At 57.2% G+C, this 19,153-nt stretch carries 13 protein-coding genes, 6 tRNA genes and 3 rRNA genes; all 22 read left to right on the forward strand.

Annotated features, from left to right (window positions below):
* Window positions 1–180: 180 nt before the first annotated feature.
* Window positions 181–1,380 (forward strand): tyrosine--tRNA ligase, encoded by a 1,200-nt coding sequence (tyrS, locus tag H681_RS02675; RefSeq protein WP_015475304.1) that lies wholly within the window; start codon window positions 181–183, stop codon window positions 1,378–1,380.
* Window positions 1,381–1,424: 44 nt separating this feature from the next.
* Entirely contained in the window at window positions 1,425–1,580 is a 156-nt protein-coding gene (locus H681_RS26295; protein ID WP_157883292.1) for a hypothetical protein, read from the forward strand.
* 341 nt (window positions 1,581–1,921) lie between these two features.
* Window positions 1,922–3,458, forward strand: a 16S ribosomal RNA gene (locus H681_RS02680).
* A gap of 151 nt (window positions 3,459–3,609) precedes the next feature.
* Window positions 3,610–3,686 (forward strand) — tRNA-Ile (locus H681_RS02685).
* Between the two features lie 27 nt (window positions 3,687–3,713).
* A tRNA-Ala gene (locus tag H681_RS02690) sits at window positions 3,714–3,789 on the forward strand.
* Between the two features lie 227 nt (window positions 3,790–4,016).
* Window positions 4,017–6,908 (forward strand): 23S ribosomal RNA (locus tag H681_RS02695).
* A 134-nt stretch (window positions 6,909–7,042) separates the two neighbouring features.
* A 5S ribosomal RNA gene (rrf, locus tag H681_RS02700) occupies window positions 7,043–7,158 on the forward strand.
* The 16S, 23S and 5S rRNA genes sit together here with 2 tRNA genes alongside, the layout of an rRNA operon.
* 136 nt (window positions 7,159–7,294) lie before the next feature.
* On the forward strand, window positions 7,295–8,239 hold the full coding sequence (gene birA, locus H681_RS02705; protein ID WP_015475305.1) for a bifunctional biotin--[acetyl-CoA-carboxylase] ligase/biotin operon repressor BirA: 945 nt from the start codon (window positions 7,295–7,297) through the stop codon (window positions 8,237–8,239).
* Entirely contained in the window at window positions 8,229–8,978 is a 750-nt protein-coding gene (locus tag H681_RS02710; RefSeq protein WP_015475306.1) for a pantothenate kinase, read from the forward strand. Before birA ends, H681_RS02710 begins: the two co-directional genes overlap by 11 nt.
* 9 nt (window positions 8,979–8,987) lie before the next feature.
* Complete coding sequence (locus tag H681_RS02715) at window positions 8,988–9,665, forward strand: SPOR domain-containing protein (protein WP_015475307.1); 678 nt, start codon at window positions 8,988–8,990, stop codon at window positions 9,663–9,665.
* A 141-nt stretch (window positions 9,666–9,806) separates the two neighbouring features.
* Window positions 9,807–9,891: transfer RNA gene (locus H681_RS02720), tRNA-Tyr, on the forward strand.
* Window positions 9,892–9,916: 25 nt separating this feature from the next.
* Window positions 9,917–9,990: transfer RNA gene (locus tag H681_RS02725), tRNA-Gly, on the forward strand.
* A 19-nt stretch (window positions 9,991–10,009) separates the two neighbouring features.
* Window positions 10,010–10,085, forward strand: a tRNA-Thr gene (locus H681_RS02730).
* 83 nt (window positions 10,086–10,168) lie between these two features.
* Window positions 10,169–11,362: an elongation factor Tu gene (gene tuf / locus H681_RS02735; RefSeq protein ID WP_015475308.1), complete on the forward strand. Its 1,194-nt coding sequence runs from the start codon at window positions 10,169–10,171 to the stop codon at window positions 11,360–11,362.
* Window positions 11,363–11,415: 53 nt separating this feature from the next.
* A tRNA-Trp gene (locus H681_RS02740) sits at window positions 11,416–11,491 on the forward strand.
* Between the two features lie 44 nt (window positions 11,492–11,535).
* Complete coding sequence (gene secE / locus H681_RS02745; protein WP_015475309.1) at window positions 11,536–11,904, forward strand: preprotein translocase subunit SecE; 369 nt, start codon at window positions 11,536–11,538, stop codon at window positions 11,902–11,904.
* Between the two features lie 9 nt (window positions 11,905–11,913).
* Window positions 11,914–12,447 (forward strand): transcription termination/antitermination protein NusG, encoded by a 534-nt coding sequence (gene nusG / locus H681_RS02750; protein WP_015475310.1) that lies wholly within the window; start codon window positions 11,914–11,916, stop codon window positions 12,445–12,447.
* 119 nt (window positions 12,448–12,566) lie between these two features.
* The gene (gene rplK / locus H681_RS02755; protein ID WP_015475311.1) at window positions 12,567–12,998 is read left to right on the forward strand and encodes a 50S ribosomal protein L11; all 432 of its coding nucleotides are present in this window, start codon (window positions 12,567–12,569) and stop codon (window positions 12,996–12,998) included.
* Window positions 12,998–13,693 carry a 50S ribosomal protein L1 gene (rplA, locus tag H681_RS02760; protein WP_015475312.1) on the forward strand — a complete coding sequence of 232 codons (696 nt, stop codon included), beginning with the start codon at window positions 12,998–13,000 and terminating at the stop codon, window positions 13,691–13,693. The genes rplK and rplA overlap by 1 nt, the downstream gene beginning before the upstream one ends.
* Before the next feature lie 217 nt (window positions 13,694–13,910).
* Window positions 13,911–14,411: a 50S ribosomal protein L10 gene (gene rplJ, locus H681_RS02765; RefSeq protein ID WP_015475313.1), complete on the forward strand. Its 501-nt coding sequence runs from the start codon at window positions 13,911–13,913 to the stop codon at window positions 14,409–14,411.
* A 76-nt stretch (window positions 14,412–14,487) separates the two neighbouring features.
* Window positions 14,488–14,856, forward strand: a complete 369-nt coding sequence (gene rplL, locus H681_RS02770; protein ID WP_015475314.1) for a 50S ribosomal protein L7/L12 — start codon at window positions 14,488–14,490, stop codon at window positions 14,854–14,856.
* A 222-nt stretch (window positions 14,857–15,078) separates the two neighbouring features.
* Window positions 15,079–19,152, forward strand: a complete 4,074-nt coding sequence (gene rpoB / locus H681_RS02775) for a DNA-directed RNA polymerase subunit beta (RefSeq protein WP_015475315.1) — start codon at window positions 15,079–15,081, stop codon at window positions 19,150–19,152.
* The last annotated feature ends 1 nt before the right edge of the window (window position 19,153 follow it).

The raw sequence follows: 19,153 nt of genomic DNA on the forward strand, positions 1-19,153 counted from the left end.
CGTGAGTGGTGTTTTGGGAATGTGAAATAACTGCCTAAAATATAACCAAATTCCTTCAGAGGCAACCCTGCTGACGGAGATCTGGCGTACTGTCCTCTGGCGCCGGGCAAAACTTGTTTTTAGTGCCTGTTCTTGTATCGTTGGTTCCCTTTCGTAATTCGCAACGTACAGGAACCTGCAATGAAGTCGGTCGAAGAGCAGCTGGCGCTGATCCAGCGCGGAGCAGACGAAATTCTCGTGGAAGCCGAGCTGATCGAAAAGCTCAAGCGCGGCCAGCCCCTGCGTATCAAGGCCGGATTCGACCCGACCGCCCCCGATCTGCACCTCGGTCACACTGTTCTTATTAATAAGCTGCGCCAGTTCCAGGAGCTGGGGCACCAGGTGATCTTCCTGATCGGTGACTTCACTGGGATGATCGGTGACCCCAGTGGGAAAAGTGTTACCCGTCCACCCCTCACTCGCGAGCAGGTTCTCGAGAACGCCGAGACCTACAAGGCTCAGGTCTTCAAGATTCTCGACCCCGCAAAGACCGAGGTAGCCTTCAATTCCACCTGGATGGACCAGCTTTCCCCCGCTGATTTCATCCGCCTGGCTTCCCAGTACACCGTTGCTCGCATGCTGGAACGCGATGATTTCAGCAAACGCTATGCCAGCAATCAGTCCATCGCTATCCACGAGTTCCTTTATCCGCTGGTTCAGGGCTACGACTCCGTCGCGCTGCGCGCCGATGTCGAGTTGGGTGGCACTGACCAGAAGTTCAACCTGCTGATGGGGCGGGAACTGCAGCGTGCCTACGATCAGGAGCCGCAGTGCATCCTGACCATGCCGCTGCTGGAAGGCCTGGACGGCGTGAAGAAGATGTCCAAGTCCCTGGGCAACTACATTGGCATCCAGGAAGCGCCGGGCGTCATGTACAGCAAGCTGGTTTCCATCCCGGATACCCTGATGTGGCGTTACTTCGAGCTGCTGAGCTTCCGTTCTATGGAAGAGATCGAGGACTTCAAGAAAGACGTCGACTCGGGTGCCAATCCGCGTGACATCAAGATCAAGCTGGCCGAAGAGATCGTGGCTCGCTTTCATGGCGAGGAGGCGGCCGCTTCGGCGCACAAGTCCGCGGGTAACCGCCTGAAGGATGGCGAACTGCCGGCAGACCTGCCGGAAGTGGAAGTTGCTGCGGCGGAAGACCTGCCGATCGGCGCTGTCCTTAATAAGGCGGGCCTGGTGAAGAACTCCGCGGTTGCTCGCGACCTGCTGTCGTCTAGCGGTGTGCGCGTAGACGGGGAGGTCGTGGATCGCAGCTTCGTCTTCAAGATTGGCGCTGTTCATGTTGTCCAGGCCGGCAAGAAAGCCTTTGCTCGCGTCTCCTTGGTGGCCGAGTAAGAAAGTTTGAAAAAGTCGTTGACGGGTCGTTTCAAGTCCCTATAATGCGCACCACTCCCAGCGACGAAGCGCTGAAAGAGCTTGAAAATCAAGCACTTACAGTGATTCTAGTTGAGGGTGGTGGTCAGGCAAGTGAGTCACTTGCCGCTTTCAGCTCGCCGCTCCGGCAGCGGTTGAAAGAAGATCATCGAGGTGCTTGACAGCGAGTTTGATCGCTGTAGAATGCGCCTCCCGCTGATGAGAAGGCTTCCTTCGCAGAAGCACAAGCGATTGAGTAGAAAAGAAATTTTCGAAAAATAAAGCTTGACGGAAAGAGAGGTTAGCGTAGAATGCGCGCCTCGGTTGAGACGAAAGCCTTAACCAACTGCTCTTTAACAAGTCGAATCAAGCAATTCGTGTGGGTGCTTGTGATGTAAGACTGATGATCGACTGATTATCAGCAACGCAAGTAACACTCGTGAATTCGAGAGTTTTAGCTCATTAAATTGAGCATGCGATTGCTGAGCCAAGTTTAGGGTTTTCGCAAAACCCAAGCAGTATTGAACTGAAGAGTTTGATCATGGCTCAGATTGAACGCTGGCGGCAGGCCTAACACATGCAAGTCGAGCGGATGAGTGGAGCTTGCTCCATGATTCAGCGGCGGACGGGTGAGTAATGCCTAGGAATCTGCCTGGTAGTGGGGGACAACGTTTCGAAAGGAACGCTAATACCGCATACGTCCTACGGGAGAAAGCAGGGGACCTTCGGGCCTTGCGCTATCAGATGAGCCTAGGTCGGATTAGCTAGTTGGTGGGGTAAAGGCCTACCAAGGCGACGATCCGTAACTGGTCTGAGAGGATGATCAGTCACACTGGAACTGAGACACGGTCCAGACTCCTACGGGAGGCAGCAGTGGGGAATATTGGACAATGGGCGAAAGCCTGATCCAGCCATGCCGCGTGTGTGAAGAAGGTCTTCGGATTGTAAAGCACTTTAAGTTGGGAGGAAGGGCAGTAAGTTAATACCTTGCTGTTTTGACGTTACCAACAGAATAAGCACCGGCTAACTTCGTGCCAGCAGCCGCGGTAATACGAAGGGTGCAAGCGTTAATCGGAATTACTGGGCGTAAAGCGCGCGTAGGTGGTTTGGTAAGATGGATGTGAAATCCCCGGGCTCAACCTGGGAACTGCATCCATAACTGCCTGACTAGAGTACGGTAGAGGGTGGTGGAATTTCCTGTGTAGCGGTGAAATGCGTAGATATAGGAAGGAACACCAGTGGCGAAGGCGACCACCTGGACTGATACTGACACTGAGGTGCGAAAGCGTGGGGAGCAAACAGGATTAGATACCCTGGTAGTCCACGCCGTAAACGATGTCGACTAGCCGTTGGGATCCTTGAGATCTTAGTGGCGCAGCTAACGCGATAAGTCGACCGCCTGGGGAGTACGGCCGCAAGGTTAAAACTCAAATGAATTGACGGGGGCCCGCACAAGCGGTGGAGCATGTGGTTTAATTCGAAGCAACGCGAAGAACCTTACCTGGCCTTGACATGTCCGGAATCCTGCAGAGATGCGGGAGTGCCTTCGGGAATCGGAACACAGGTGCTGCATGGCTGTCGTCAGCTCGTGTCGTGAGATGTTGGGTTAAGTCCCGTAACGAGCGCAACCCTTGTCCTTAGTTACCAGCACGTTATGGTGGGCACTCTAAGGAGACTGCCGGTGACAAACCGGAGGAAGGTGGGGATGACGTCAAGTCATCATGGCCCTTACGGCCAGGGCTACACACGTGCTACAATGGTCGGTACAGAGGGTTGCCAAGCCGCGAGGTGGAGCTAATCCCATAAAACCGATCGTAGTCCGGATCGCAGTCTGCAACTCGACTGCGTGAAGTCGGAATCGCTAGTAATCGTGAATCAGAATGTCACGGTGAATACGTTCCCGGGCCTTGTACACACCGCCCGTCACACCATGGGAGTGGGTTGCTCCAGAAGTAGCTAGTCTAACCGCAAGGGGGACGGTTACCACGGAGTGATTCATGACTGGGGTGAAGTCGTAACAAGGTAGCCGTAGGGGAACCTGCGGCTGGATCACCTCCTTAATCGAAGATCTCAGCTTCTTCATAAGCTCCCACACGAATTGCTTGATTCACTGGTTAGACGATAGGTTTGCTGCTCGGTTGGTTTGAGCGCGCCCCCGGCTCTTGGATAGAGAGCGGGTGAGGTCGACAAGCTGCCAAAGCCCGAACGATTGGGTCTGTAGCTCAGTTGGTTAGAGCGCACCCCTGATAAGGGTGAGGTCGGCAGTTCGAATCTGCCCAGACCCACCAATTGTTGTGGTGTGCTGCTGATCCGATGGGGCCATAGCTCAGCTGGGAGAGCGCCTGCTTTGCACGCAGGAGGTCAGGAGTTCGATCCTCCTTGGCTCCACCATTAATCGTCGAAAGCTCAGACAGGAATGTTCGGTGAACGAACCTTGCTGTCTGGTCTTTGTGCCAGAACCGTTCTTTAAAAATTTGGGTATGTGATAGAAGTAGACTGAATAATCTCTTTCACTGGTGATTATTCAAGTCAAGGTAAAATTTGCGAGTTCAAGCGCGAATTTTCGGCGAATGTCGTCTTCACGTTCGAGACAATAACCAGATTGCTTGGGGTTATATGGTCAAGTGAAGAAGCGCATACGGTGGATGCCTTGGCAGTCAGAGGCGATGAAAGACGTGGTAGCCTGCGATAAGCTTCGGGGAGTCGGCAAACAGACTTTGATCCGGAGATCTCTGAATGGGGAAACCCACCTGGGATAACCCAGGTATCTTGTACTGAATCCATAGGTGCAAGAGGCGAACCAGGGGAACTGAAACATCTAAGTACCCTGAGGAAAAGAAATCAACCGAGATTCCCTTAGTAGTGGCGAGCGAACGGGGACTAGCCCTTAAGCTTCTTTGAATCTAACAGAACGCTCTGGAAAGTGCGGCCATAGTGGGTGATAGCCCCGTATGTGAAAGGTTCTTTGAAGTGAAATCGAGTAGGACGGAGCACGAGAAACTTTGTCTGAATATGGGGGGACCATCCTCCAAGGCTAAATACTACTGACTGACCGATAGTGAACCAGTACCGTGAGGGAAAGGCGAAAAGAACCCCGGAGAGGGGAGTGAAATAGAACCTGAAACCGTATGCGTACAAGCAGTGGGAGCCTACTTGTTAGGTGACTGCGTACCTTTTGTATAATGGGTCAGCGACTTATATTCAGTGGCGAGCTTAACCGAATAGGGAAGGCGTAGCGAAAGCGAGTCTTAATAGGGCGAATTAGTCGCTGGGTATAGACCCGAAACCGGGCGATCTATCCATGAGCAGGTTGAAGGTTAGGTAACACTGACTGGAGGACCGAACCCACTTCCGTTGAAAAGGCAGGGGATGACTTGTGGATCGGAGTGAAAGGCTAATCAAGCTCGGAGATAGCTGGTTCTCCTCGAAAGCTATTTAGGTAGCGCCTCACGTATCACTCCAGGGGGTAGAGCACTGTTTCGGCTAGGGGGTCATCCCGACTTACCAAACCGATGCAAACTCCGAATACCTGGAAGTGTCAGCGTGGGAGACACACGGCGGGTGCTAACGTCCGTCGTGAAAAGGGAAACAACCCAGACCGTCAGCTAAGGTCCCAAAGTTATGGTTAAGTGGTAAACGATGTGGGAAGGCTTAGACAGCTAGGAGGTTGGCTTAGAAGCAGCCACCCTTTAAAGAAAGCGTAATAGCTCACTAGTCGAGTCGGCCTGCGCGGAAGATGTAACGGGGCTCAAACCATACACCGAAGCTACGGGTGCATCGCAAGATGCGCGGTAGAGGAGCGTTCTGTAAGCCTGTGAAGGTGAGTTGAGAAGCTTGACTGGAGGTATCAGAAGTGCGAATGCTGACATGAGTAACGACAATGGGAGTGAAAAACTCCCACGCCGAAAGACCAAGGGTTCCTGCGCAACGTTAATCGACGCAGGGTTAGTCGGTCCCTAAGGCGAGGCTGAAGAGCGTAGTCGATGGGAAACAGGTTAATATTCCTGTACTTCTAGTTACTGCGATGGAGGGACGGAGAAGGCTAGGCCAGCTTGGCGTTGGTTGTCCAAGTTTAAGGTGGTAGGCCGAACACTTAGGCAAATCCGGGTGTTCAAGGCCGAGAGCTGATGACGAGCTTTCTTTTAGAGAGCGAAGTGGTTGATGCCATGCTTCCAGGAAAAGCTTCTAAGCTTCAGGTAACTAGGAACCGTACCCCAAACCGACACAGGTGGTTGGGTAGAGAATACCAAGGCGCTTGAGAGAACTCGGGTGAAGGAACTAGGCAAAATGGCACCGTAACTTCGGGAGAAGGTGCGCCGATGAGGGTGAAGCATTTACTGCGTAAGCCCATGTCGGTCGAAGATACCAGGCCGCTGCGACTGTTTATTAAAAACACAGCACTCTGCAAACACGAAAGTGGACGTATAGGGTGTGACGCCTGCCCGGTGCCGGAAGGTTAATTGATGGGGTTAGCGAAAGCGAAGCTCTTGATCGAAGCCCCGGTAAACGGCGGCCGTAACTATAACGGTCCTAAGGTAGCGAAATTCCTTGTCGGGTAAGTTCCGACCTGCACGAATGGCGTAACGATGGCGGCGCTGTCTCCACCCGAGACTCAGTGAAATTGAAATCGCTGTGAAGATGCAGTGTATCCGCGGCTAGACGGAAAGACCCCGTGAACCTTTACTGTAGCTTTGCACTGGACTTTGAGCCTGCTTGTGTAGGATAGGTGGGAGGCTTTGAAGCGTGGACGCCAGTTCGCGTGGAGCCATCCTTGAAATACCACCCTGGCATGCTTGAGGTTCTAACTCTGGTCCGTCATCCGGATCGAGGACAGTGTATGGTGGGCAGTTTGACTGGGGCGGTCTCCTCCTAAAGAGTAACGGAGGAGTACGAAGGTGCGCTCAGACCGGTCGGAAATCGGTCGCAGAGTATAAAGGCAAAAGCGCGCTTGACTGCGAGACAGACACGTCGAGCAGGTACGAAAGTAGGTCTTAGTGATCCGGTGGTTCTGTATGGAAGGGCCATCGCTCAACGGATAAAAGGTACTCCGGGGATAACAGGCTGATACCGCCCAAGAGTTCATATCGACGGCGGTGTTTGGCACCTCGATGTCGGCTCATCACATCCTGGGGCTGAAGCCGGTCCCAAGGGTATGGCTGTTCGCCATTTAAAGTGGTACGCGAGCTGGGTTTAGAACGTCGTGAGACAGTTCGGTCCCTATCTGCCGTGGACGTTTGAGATTTGAGAGGGGCTGCTCCTAGTACGAGAGGACCGGAGTGGACGAACCTCTGGTGTTCCGGTTGTCACGCCAGTGGCATTGCCGGGTAGCTATGTTCGGAATAGATAACCGCTGAAAGCATCTAAGCGGGAAACTAGCCTCAAGATGAGATCTCACTGGGACCTTGAGTCCCCTGAAGGGCCGTCGAAGACTACGACGTTGATAGGTCGGGTGTGTAAGCGCTGTGAGGCGTTGAGCTAACCGATACTAATTGCCCGTGAGGCTTGACCATATAACACCCAAACAATTTGCGTGTTGTACGGTGAAGACGTAACGAACCGAAAGTTCGTGAGAACCGCAAATTACCTGTCACATACCCGAATCGGGATGAGCGTGTGCGCAAGCCACGAGCGTCCGAAAGAATTGCTTGACGACCATAGAGCGTTGGAACCACCTGATCCCATCCCGAACTCAGTAGTGAAACGATGCATCGCCGATGGTAGTGTGGGGTTTCCCCATGTGAGAGTAGGTCATCGTCAAGCACCTATCCCAAAGCCCCTGATCAGCACTGCTGGTCGGGGGCTTTGCTTTTGCGCGCGGGAAAAAACCGACGCTTTGCTGCATAGGCAAGTCCGGCATGCCTCTATATGATGCGTGCCTGAATATTGCGGGGGTGATATGCAGACCTTGCTGACATTGCTGAGCGATGGCCGCTTCCATTCGGGAGAAGAGCTCGGTGCTCTGCTCGGCGTGAGCCGGAGTGCCGTCTGGAAGCGCCTCGAGGGTTTCGAGCGCGACTATGGCATGGTCGTGCAGAGAGTGCGTGGCCGTGGCTATCGCCTGGAGGAGCCGCTGAGCATCATCGCACCCAGGAAGGACTCCGGTCCCTGGCCGCTGGATGTGCTCTTCTCCACCGACTCGACCAACGCCGAAGTGCTGCGGCGACTCTCCGCGGGCGCGGTTGCGCCGTTCGCTATTCTGGCAGAGCGCCAGACCGCTGGTCGTGGCAGACGTGGGCGTCAATGGGAAAGTCCATTCGGCGCCAACCTTTATTACACCCTGGGCATTGCCGTCCGAGGCGGTGCGAAAGAGCTCGAAGGACTGAGCCTTGTTGTGGGCCTCGCCGTTGCGCGGGCCATTCGCTCTCTGGGGATTGCCGATGTTGGGCTCAAGTGGCCCAACGACGTCCTGGTCGGCGGCAAGAAGATCGCTGGCATATTGCTGGAACTCACTGGAGATCCGGCCGATATCTGCAGCGTCGCGATTGGCGTCGGCATCAATGTGAATATGCGCAAGGCTGAGGCTATCGATCAGCCCTGGACTTCGTTGCGCGAGGCGCTGGGCGTGCTGATCGACCGCAATGCGCTGCTCGCGGCGCTGGAGTCGGAGCTTTCCCTGGTGCTTTCCCGTCACCGCGAGCAGGGCTTCTCCGCCAGTCTCGAGGAGTGGGAGTCTCTTCATCTTTGGCAGGGGAGGCAGGTCACGCTGTCCACTGCCGCCAATAATATCGTTGGGCGCGCGTTGGGCATCGATGAGCGAGGCGCCTTGCGCCTTCTGGTCGATGGGCAGGAGCAGCGTTACAGCGGAGGCGAGCTGAGCCTGAGGTTGTCTGATGATTCTTGAATTGGATTGCGGTAATAGCCTGATCAAGTGGCGTGTGGTCAGAAAGCACGACCTGGTAACTGTGGCGGGGGGCGTTGCCGATTCCGACCAGGCGCTGCTTGCTCAACTGCAGGCGAGCAGTGCTCTGGAGATTCGCTATTGCCGTATGGTGAGTGTGCGTAGTGAGCAGGAAACCGATGCGCTGAGTGGTCTTCTCGAAAGTGTATTTCCCGTCTCCGTCCAGATCGCTGCCCCATCCAAAGAGCTTGGTGGCGTGGTGAATGGATACCACGAGTATCAGCGACTCGGCATGGATCGTTGGCTTGCATTGGTGGCGGGGCACTGCCTGGCAGGTCGTGGTTGCCTGGTGATCGATCTCGGTACGGCGGTGACCTCCGACCTGGTGGATGCATCCGGGCGCCACATGGGGGGCTACATCGCTCCCGGGATGCCGTTGATGCGCAGCCAGTTAAGGACGCATACGCGCCGTATTCGCTACGACGACGAGGCGGCTCATGAGGCTCTGCAGAACCTGTTGCCGGGCCAGGAAACCTCTGAAGCCGTGGAGCGGGGCTGCGTTCTGATGTTGCGTGGCTTCGTGCGCGAGCAATGCGAGTTAGCCGGTCGTCTGCTGGGCGATGAGTGTGCGGTGTATTTGACCGGCGGCGATGCCGAGCTGGTAAGGGACGAGCTCCCGCGTGCCGTGGTGCTTCCGGATCTGGTGTTTCTCGGTCTGGCGCTCGCCTGTCCGATAGAGTGAGTCTGATCGATGCGTTGGTTCTTTCTCTTCTTGCTGGCCCTGAATGTCTTCTATTACGTCTGGCATCAGCAGCAGGCGCCGCTTCGTCCCAAGGAGGTTGCGCCACTCAGTCTGTTCCACGGTGAACAGAAGAATATCCGTCTGCTGAGTGAATCGGCTGAGGCGCCGCAGCGTCGGCAGGTTGAGGAAAAATCGGCGGCGCCGACATCGGCCTGTCTGTTCCTGGGGAGTTTTCCGGCGGAAGAGCGTGCACGTATGCTGGCGCAGCGGCTGCTGAGTCTGGATGTGCAGGCCTCCGTAGAGACGGTTGATGCTGCCGCGGGTGTCGATTACTGGGTGTATCTGCCGCCTCTGGCCTCGCGTCAGGCGTCGTTGTGGCAGTTGCGCGAGTTGCAGGCGCGCAAGATCGACAGCTACATCATTACCGAGGGCGATCTCACGGACGGCATCTCGCTGGGGATCTTCCAGCGCAAGGACTCCGCAGACAGTATCGTGGAGCGCTTGAAGACTGCGGGTTATGACGCGCTGATTCGCGAACTGGCGCGGTCGCAGCACGATTACTGGGTGCAGATTGCTCCGGAAAGCAACCGTTTGGTGGATGACGTCCTGGTGCGCCAACTGTCTGCTGATTTTCCGGAGCTGCAAAAGCAAACGATGCCGTGCAAAAGCGTTGCAAGCCCTCAATAGTTTGAATAGAATGGCGCCCGCTTCACAGGGGTGACCTGAAAAGAGGGAGCACTGGAAGTTGTTGTCGAAGAGCTAAGCTCAAGTTTTTTAAAGAAAAACAGTTGACAACGCGGTGGCAGGCTGTAGAATGCCGCCTCACTCGGAGGGGTTCCCGAGCGGCCAAAGGGATCAGACTGTAAATCTGACGTCTCAGACTTCGAAGGTTCGAATCCTTCCCCCTCCACCAGTTTCAAGCGTGAGCTTCAAGCTCCGCGGGTATAGTTCAGTGGTAGAACCTCAGCCTTCCAAGCTGATGATGCGGGTTCGATTCCCGCTACCCGCTCCAAGTTTGTTGCTTATGTCTTGCTCATGTAGCTCAGCTGGTAGAGCACACCCTTGGTAAGGGTGAGGTCAGCGGTTCAAATCCGCTCATGAGCTCCATCTCGCAAAGGCAGATATGAAAATATCTGCCTTTGTTTTAATGGTGACGTGACTTTCTCAATTCCTTACGGGAGGCGGTCAAGATGGCTAAAGAAAAGTTTGAGCGTAACAAGCCGCACGTTAACGTCGGCACCATCGGTCACGTTGACCACGGTAAAACCACTCTGACCGCTGCTCTGACCAAGGTCTGCTCCGATACCTGGGGCGGCTCCGCTCGCGCTTTCGACCAGATCGACAACGCGCCGGAAGAGAAGGCTCGTGGTATCACCATCAACACCTCTCACGTTGAATACGACTCGCCGGTACGCCACTACGCTCACGTAGACTGCCCGGGCCACGCCGACTACGTGAAGAACATGATCACCGGTGCTGCCCAGATGGACGGCGCGATCCTGGTTTGCTCGGCTGCTGACGGCCCCATGCCGCAGACCCGCGAGCACATCCTGCTGTCCCGTCAGGTAGGCGTTCCCTACATTGTCGTGTTCCTGAACAAGGCCGACATGGTTGACGACGCCGAGCTGCTGGAACTGGTCGAAATGGAAGTTCGCGATCTGCTGAACACCTACGACTTCCCGGGCGACGACACCCCGATCGTGATCGGTTCCGCTCTGATGGCTCTGAACGGCCAGGACGACAACGAGATGGGCGTTTCCGCCGTGCGCAAGCTGGTAGAGACCCTGGACTCGTACATCCCCGAGCCGGTTCGTGCAATCGACCAGCCGTTCCTGATGCCGATCGAAGACGTGTTCTCGATCTCCGGTCGTGGCACCGTGGTAACTGGCCGTGTTGAGCGTGGCATCGTCAAGGTTCAGGAAGAAGTGGAAATCGTCGGTATCAAGGCGACCACCAAGACCACCTGCACCGGCGTTGAAATGTTCCGCAAGCTGCTCGACGAAGGTCGTGCTGGTGAGAACGTCGGCGTTCTGCTGCGTGGCACCAAGCGTGAAGACGTAGAGCGTGGTCAGGTTCTGGCCAAGCCGGGCACCATCAAGCCGCACACCAAGTTCGAGTGCGAAGTGTACGTGCTGTCCAAGGAAGAAGGTGGTCGTCACACCCCGTTCTTCAAGGGCTACCGTCCGCAGTTCTACTTCCGTACCACCGACGTGACCGGCAACTGCGAGCTGCCGGAAGGCGTTGAAATGGTAATGCCGGGCGACAACGTGAAAATGGTTGTCACCCTGATCGCTCCGATCGCCATGGAAGACGGCCTGCGCTTCGCTATCCGCGAAGGTGGTCGTACCGTTGGCGCCGGTGTGGTTGCCAAGATCATCGAATAATCGATTGATCTTTCCCTATCAGGCCGGCATAATGGTCGGCCTGACTTTGTTCTAGGCCAGTAGCTCAATTGGCAGAGCGGCGGTCTCCAAAACCGCAGGTTGGGGGTTCGATTCCCTCCTGGCCTGCCAGATTCCTCAGGATCTGGCACTTCTTTAAACGGGATTCCTAGCAGATGAATGCGAAGGTTGAAGCCAAAGAGTCGCGTCTTGATCTCTTGAAGTGGCTTGTGGTTGCAGTGCTGGTGGTGGTGGCTGTAGTTGCCAACCAGTATTACTCGGCGCAACCGATCTTCTATCGTGTGCTCGGTATTCTCGTGTTGGCGGCTGTTGCGGGTTTCATTTCGCTGCAGACCGTCAAGGGGCGTGCATTCTTTACCCTGGCTAAAGAAGCTCGTGCCGAAATTCGCAAGGTTGTATGGCCGTCTCGTCAAGAGACAACTCAAACCACGCTGATCGTAGTGGCAGTAGTGCTGGTAATGGCGCTGGTGCTGTGGGGGCTCGACTCCCTGCTGGGTTGGCTGGTTTCCATGATCGTAGGTTAAGGGTGTTCCGTGGCTAAGCGTTGGTACGTTGTGCATGCCTACTCGGGTTACGAGAAGCATGTCATGCGCTCGCTGATCGAGCGGGTCAAACTGGCCGGCATGGAAGACGGGTTTGGTGAGATTCTCGTCCCCACCGAAGAAGTCGTGGAGATGCGGAACGGCCAGAAGCGCAAGAGCGAGCGCAAGTTCTTCCCTGGCTATGTTCTGGTGCAGATGGAAATGAACGAGGGTACTTGGCACCTGGTCAAGGACACTCCTCGCGTCATGGGCTTCATTGGTGGTACCGCCGACAAGCCGGCACCGATCACCGACAAGGAAGCCGATGCCATCCTGCGTCGTGTTGCCGATAGCGGTGACAAGCCGAAGCCGAAGACCCTGTTCGAGCCGGGCGAGACCGTTCGTGTGATCGATGGTCCGTTCGCTGACTTCAATGGTGTCGTCGAAGAGGTTAACTACGAAAAGAGCCGTATCCAGGTCGCCGTGCTCATTTTCGGTCGCTCTACCCCGGTAGAGTTGGAGTTCAGCCAGGTAGAGAAAGTTTAACTGGCACAATGCATCCCACACCCCGCAGCCATAGGCTGCGGGGTTTTGTCGTCACTGGGATAAACGCGAAAGCAACCGGGGAGCCCGAAAGGGCGCTTGACCCGTATTTGGAGTAGCAAATGGCTAAGAAAATCCAGGCTTACATCAAGCTGCAAGTTAAGGCCGGTCAGGCCAACCCGTCGCCGCCGGTCGGCCCTGCACTGGGTCAGCACGGCGTGAACATCATGGAATTCTGCAAGGCGTTCAACGCCAAGACCCAGGGCCAAGAGCCGGGTCTGCCGACTCCTGTGATCATCACCGTTTACAGCGACCGCAGCTTCACCTTTGAAACCAAGAGCACCCCGGCCGCCGTTCTGCTGAAGAAAGCAGCCGGCATCTCCAGCGGCTCCGCTCGTCCGAACTCTCAGAAAGTGGGCACCGTTACCCGTGCTCAGCTGGAAGAGATTGCCAAGACCAAGCAGGCTGACCTGACCGCTGCTGATCTGGACGCTGCCGTACGTACCATCGCTGGCTCCGCGCGCAGCATGGGCCTGAACGTGGAGGGTGTGTAATGGCTAAGCTGACCAAGCGTCAAAAGGCTATCGCCGAGAAGATCGAAGCGGGCAAGCAATACGGCTTCGAAGATGCCGCCAAGCTGCTGGCCGAGCTGTCGACCATCAAGTTCAAGGAATCCGTGGACATCGCCATCAATCTGGGCGTTGATCCGCGTAAATCCGACCAGGTCGTACGTGGCGCCACCGTTCTGCCGAACGGCACCGGCAAATCCGTACGCGTTGCCGTCTTCACCCAGGGTCCTGGTGTTGAAGCTGCCCTGGCTGCTGGTGCAGACAAGGTCGGCATGGACGAGCTGGCTGCCGAAATGAAGGCCGGCGACCTGAACTACGACGTCGTCATCGCTTCCCCGGACGCCATGCGTGTTGTTGGCCAGCTGGGCCAGGTACTGGGCCCGCGCGGCCTGATGCCGAACCCGAAGGTCGGCACCGTGACCCCGGACGTCGCTACCGCCGTCAAGAACGCCAAGGCCGGTCAGGTACGCTTCCGTACCGACAAGAACGGCATCATCCACGCCTCCGTTGGCAAGATCGACTTCGAGCCGGTCAAGCTGAAGCAGAACGTGGAAGCGCTGCTGAGCGATCTGAAGCGTCTGAAGCCGTCCTCCTCGAAGGGCGTGTACGTTCAGCGCGTAACCCTGAGCACCACTATGGGCCCGGGTCTGCAGATCGATCAGGCTTCGCTGGAAGGCTGATGAACTAAGTCGAGCAGTGGGTTCGCCCATTGCTCGCAGGTATTGGGGTCCCTGCCTGGCGGGGGCTATCCAAGACCGTAGGCGGCGCAAGCCTTAAACCCGGGAGGCGATCCTCTCAAGCCTACGCAGATGGTGCTCCCGATTCGTTGACCGAATCAGACACCAAAACGCCGTCCGGCTCCGGCCGGACGAATCGGTAACATCCAGGAGTAAACCCGTGGCAATTAAACTCGAAGACAAGAAGGCCATCGTCGCTGAAGTCAACGAGGCTGCCAAAGCCGGTCTGTCCGCTGTCGTGGTTGATGCACGCGGCGTGACTGTCGGCGCAATGACCGGACTCCGTAAAGAGGCCCGTGCAGCTGGTGTGTACGTGAAAGTCGTACGTAACACCCTGCTCAAGCGCGCCGTTGAAGGCACTCAGTTTGAAGTGCTCAACGACGTGTTCAAGGGCCCGACCCTGATTGCTTTCTCCAACGAACATCCGGGCGCTGCCGCTCGTATCTTCAAGGAGTTTGCCAAGGGTCAGGACAAGTTCGAGATCAAGGCGGCCGCGTTCGAGGGTCAGTTCCTCGCAGCCAATCAGATCGACGTGCTGGCGACCCTGCCGACCTACAACGAAGCTGTTGCACAGCTGATGAGCGTGATCCAAGGCGCTACCAGCAAGCTGGCTCGTACTCTGGCGGCAATTCGCGATCAGAAAGAAGCTACCGCAGCCTAAGGCTCGGCATCTCCTTTCAACCTTTTTTGTTTAATTCGATGGCCCTAGGCCGTCACCCAATACAGGAATTAGAGTCATGGCTCTGACCAACGAAGACATCATCTCCGCCGTATCCGAAATGTCCGTCATGCAGATCGTTGAACTGATCAAGGCGATGGAAGAGAAGTTCGGCGTTACCGCTGCTGCCGCTGTTGCTGCTGGCCCGGCTGTTGCCGCTGCCGCTGCCGAAGAGCAGACCGAGTTCACCATCGTCCTGGCCGAAGCTGGCGACAAGAAAGTGAACGTGATCAAGGTCGTTCGTGAACTGACCGGCCTGGGCCTGAAAGAAGCCAAGGCTGTCGTTGACGGCGCCCCGGGCGTGGTCAAGGAAGGCGCTTCGAAAGAAGAAGCCGAAGCTGCCAAGAAAGCCCTGGAAGAAGCAGGCGCCAAGGTCGAGCTCAAGTAAGTTCGGACCTTGCGTCTACAGCCCGAGCGTTAAGCGACAGGCTGACGGCTGGTGGCTATTGCCACCGGCCTTTTTCCGTTATGGGTGGAGTGCCGTAGGTGCTCCTCCATAACGCGAAAATCCCGCCCGAGTGGCGGCGCAAACCGAGGGTTTGCACGATTTTTGGGCTGCTCCCTGCGCGGGAGAGGCCAAACAAGCAGGTGACCAAGCTGGGGAACGCTGATGGCTTACTCATACACTGAGAAAAAACGTATCCGCAAGGACTTTAGCAAGTTGCCGGACGTCATGGATGTGCCGTATTTGCTGGCCATCCAGCTGGATTCCTATCGCGAATTCCTGCAGGCGGGCGCAAGCAAGGATCAGGTCCGTGACATCGGCCTGCATGCGGCCTTCAAGTCCGTTTTCCCGATTATCAGCTATTCCGGCAATGCTGCCCTGGAATACGTCGGCTACCGTCTGGGTGAGCCGGCATTCGACGTCAAGGAATGCGTGCTGCGCGGTGTGACCTTCGCTGTCCCGCTGCGTGTGAAAGTGCGCCTGATCATTTTCGACAAAGAATCGTCGAACAAAGCGATCAAGGACATCAAGGAACAGGAAGTCTACATGGGGGAAATCCCCCTGATGACCGAGAACGGTACCTTCATCATCAACGGTACCGAGCGTGTCATCGTTTCCCAGCTGCACCGCTCCCCGGGTGTGTTCTTCGACCACGACCGTGGCAAGACCCACAGCTCCGGCAAGCTGCTGTATTCCGCTCGCATCATCCCTTACCGCGGTTCCTGGCTCGACTTCGAGTTCGATCCGAAGGACTGCGTGTTCGTCCGTATCGACCGTCGCCGCAAGCTGCCGGCCTCCGTCCTGCTGCGCGCGCTGAACTACAGCACCGAGGAAATCCTCAACGCGTTCTATGACACCAACGTCTTCCAGATCAAGGGCGAGACCCTGAACCTGGAACTGGTGCCGTCGCGTCTGCGTGGCGAGATCGCCAGCTTCGACATCAAGGATGCCAGCGGCAAGGTCATCGTCGAAGCGGGTCGCCGTATCACCGCGCGTCACATCAACCAGCTCGAGAAGGCTGGCATCACCCAGCTGGAAGTGCCGTTCGACTACCTGATTGGTCGTACCGTGGCCAAGGCCGTCGTGCACCCGGCTACCGGCGAGATCATCGCCGAGTGCAACACCGAGCTGACCGTCGACGCCCTGGCCAAGATCGCCAAGGCCCAGGTCGTGCGTATGGAAACCCTGTACACCAACGACATCGACTGCGGTCCGTTCATCTCCGACACGCTGAAGATCGACTCCACCAGCAACCAACTGGAAGCGCTGGTCGAGATCTATCGCATGATGCGTCCCGGCGAGCCGCCGACCAAGGAAGCTGCCGAGACCCTGTTCGGCAACCTGTTCTTCAGCGCCGAGCGTTACGACCTGTCCGCCGTTGGCCGCATGAAGTTCAACCGTCGTATCGGTCGCACCGAGATCGAAGGCGCTGGCGTCCTGAGCAAGGAAGACATCGTCGAGGTCCTCAAGACCCTGGTTGCCATCCGTAACGGTAAAGGCATCGTCGACGACATCGACCACCTGGGTAACCGTCGCGTCCGTTGCGTCGGCGAGATGGCCGAGAACCAGTTCCGCGTTGGCCTGGTGCGTGTAGAGCGCGCGGTCAAGGAACGTCTGTCGATGGCCGAAAGCGAAGGCCTGATGCCGCAGGACCTGATCAACGCCAAGCCGGTGGCTGCCGCGATCAAGGAGTTCTTCGGTTCCAGCCAGCTGTCGCAGTTCATGGACCAGAACAACCCGCTCTCCGAGATCACCCACAAGCGCCGCGTCTCCGCACTCGGCCCAGGTGGTCTGACCCGTGAGCGCGCGGGCTTCGAGGTTCGTGACGTACACCCGACCCACTACGGCCGCGTGTGCCCGATCGAAACCCCTGAAGGTCCGAACATCGGTCTGATCAACTCCCTGGCCACCTACGCCCGCACCAACAAGTACGGCTTCCTGGAAAGCCCGTACCGCGTGGTGAAGGAAGGTCTGGTCAGCGACGACATCGTCTTCCTGTCCGCGATCGAAGAAGCCGATCACGTGATCGCACAGGCTTCGGCGACCCTGAACGAAAAGGGCGAGCTGATCGACGAACTGGTAGCCGTACGTCACCTGAACGAATTCACCGTGAAGGCGCCGGAAGACGTCACCCTCATGGACGTATCGCCGAAGCAGGTCGTTTCCGTCGCTGCCTCGCTGATTCCGTTCCTCGAGCACGACGACGCCAACCGTGCACTCATGGGTTCGAACATGCAGCGTCAGGCTGTACCGACCCTGCGCGCCGACAAGCCGCTGGTAGGTACCGGCATGGAGCGCAACGTCGCTCGTGACTCCGGTGTCTGCGTGGTTGCCCGTCGTGGCGGCGTGATCGATTCGGTCGATGCCAGCCGTATCGTGGTTCGTGTGAACGACGACGAAGTCGAGACTGGCGAAGCCGGCGTCGACATCTACAACCTGACCAAGTACACCCGCTCCAACCAGAACACCTGCATCAACCAGCGTCCGCTGGTGCAGAAGGGTGACCAGGTTTCGCGCAGCGACATCCTGGCCGACGGTCCGTCCACCGACATGGGTGAGCTGGCTCTGGGTCAGAACATGCGCGTAGCGTTCATGCCCTGGAACGGCTTCAACTTCGAAGACTCCATCTGCCTGTCCGAACGCGTGGTCCAGGAAGATCGTTTCACCACGATCCACATCCAGGAACTGACCTGCGTTGCCCGTGACACCAAGCTCGGCCCAGAAGAAATCACCGCGGACATCCCGAACGTGGGCGAGGCTGCGCTGAACAAGCTGGACGAAGCCGGCATTGTCTACGTCGGCGCCGAAGTACAGGCCGGCGACATCCTGGTCGGCAAGGTCACCCCGAAAGGCGAGACCCAGCTGACTCCGGAAGAGAAGCTGCTGCGCGCGATCTTCGGTGAGAAGGCGTCCGACGTGAAGGACACCTCCCTGCGCGTGCCGACCGGCACCAAGGGCACCGTGATCGACGTACAGGTCTTCACCCGCGATGGCGTGGAGCGCGACAGCCGTGCCCTGTCCATCGAGAAGATGCAGCTGGACGAGATCCGCAAGGACCTGAACGAAGAGTTCCGCATCGTCGAAGGCGCAACCTTCGAGCGTCTGCGTTCCGCTCTGGTCGGCGCCAAGGCCGAAGGTGGTCCTGCCCTGAAGAAAGGCGCAGAGATCACCGACGAGTACCTGGACGGCCTCGAGCGCGGCCAGTGGTTCAAGCTGCGCATGGCGGAAGATGCTCTGAACGAGCAGCTGGAGAAGGCCCAGGCCTACATCAGCGACCGCCGTCAGATGCTCGACGACAAGTTCGAAGACAAGAAGCGCAAGCTGCAGCAGGGCGATGACCTGGCTCCGGGCGTACTGAAGATCGTCAAGGTCTACCTGGCCATCAAGCGCCGCATCCAGCCGGGCGACAAGATGGCGGGCCGCCACGGTAACAAGGGTGTGGTCTCGGTGATCATGCCGGTCGAAGACATGCCGCACGATGCCAACGGTACTCCGGTCGACATCGTTCTGAACCCGCTGGGCGTACCGTCGCGCATGAACGTCGGTCAGATCCTCGAGACCCACCTGGGCCTCGCGGCCAAGGGTCTGGGCGAGAAGATCAACCGCATGCTCGAAGAGCAGCGCAAGATCGCCGAGCTGCGTGTGTTCCTCAACGAGATCTATAACGAGATCGGCGGCCGCCAGGAAAGCCTGGACGAGCTGAACGATAACGAGATCCTCGCTCTGGCCAACAACCTCAAGGGCGGCGTGCCCATGGCTACCCCGGTGTTCGACGGTGCCAAGGAGCGCGAGATCAAGGCCATGCTGAAGCTGGCCGATCTGCCGGAGAGCGGTCAGATGCGTCTGTATGACGGCCGCACCGGCAACCAGTTCGAGCGTACGACCACCGTTGGCTACATGTACATGCTCAAGCTGAACCACCTGGTCGATGACAAGATGCACGCACGTTCCACCGGCTCCTACAGCCTGGTTACCCAGCAGCCGCTGGGTGGTAAGGCGCAGTTCGGTGGCCAGCGTTTCGGGGAGATGGAGGTCTGGGCGCTGGAAGCCTACGGTGCCGCCTACACCCTGCAGGAAATGCTGACCGTGAAGTCGGACGACGTGAACGGCCGTACCAAGATGTACAAGAACATCGTGGACGGGGATCACCGCATGGAGGCCGGCATGCCCGAGTCCTTCAACGTGTTGATCAAAGAGATCCGCTCGCTCGGCATCGATATCGAACTGGAAACCGAATAAC

It is taken from the genome of Pseudomonas sp. ATCC 13867 (assembly GCF_000349845.1).
Classification (GTDB): Bacteria; Pseudomonadota; Gammaproteobacteria; order Pseudomonadales; family Pseudomonadaceae; genus Pseudomonas.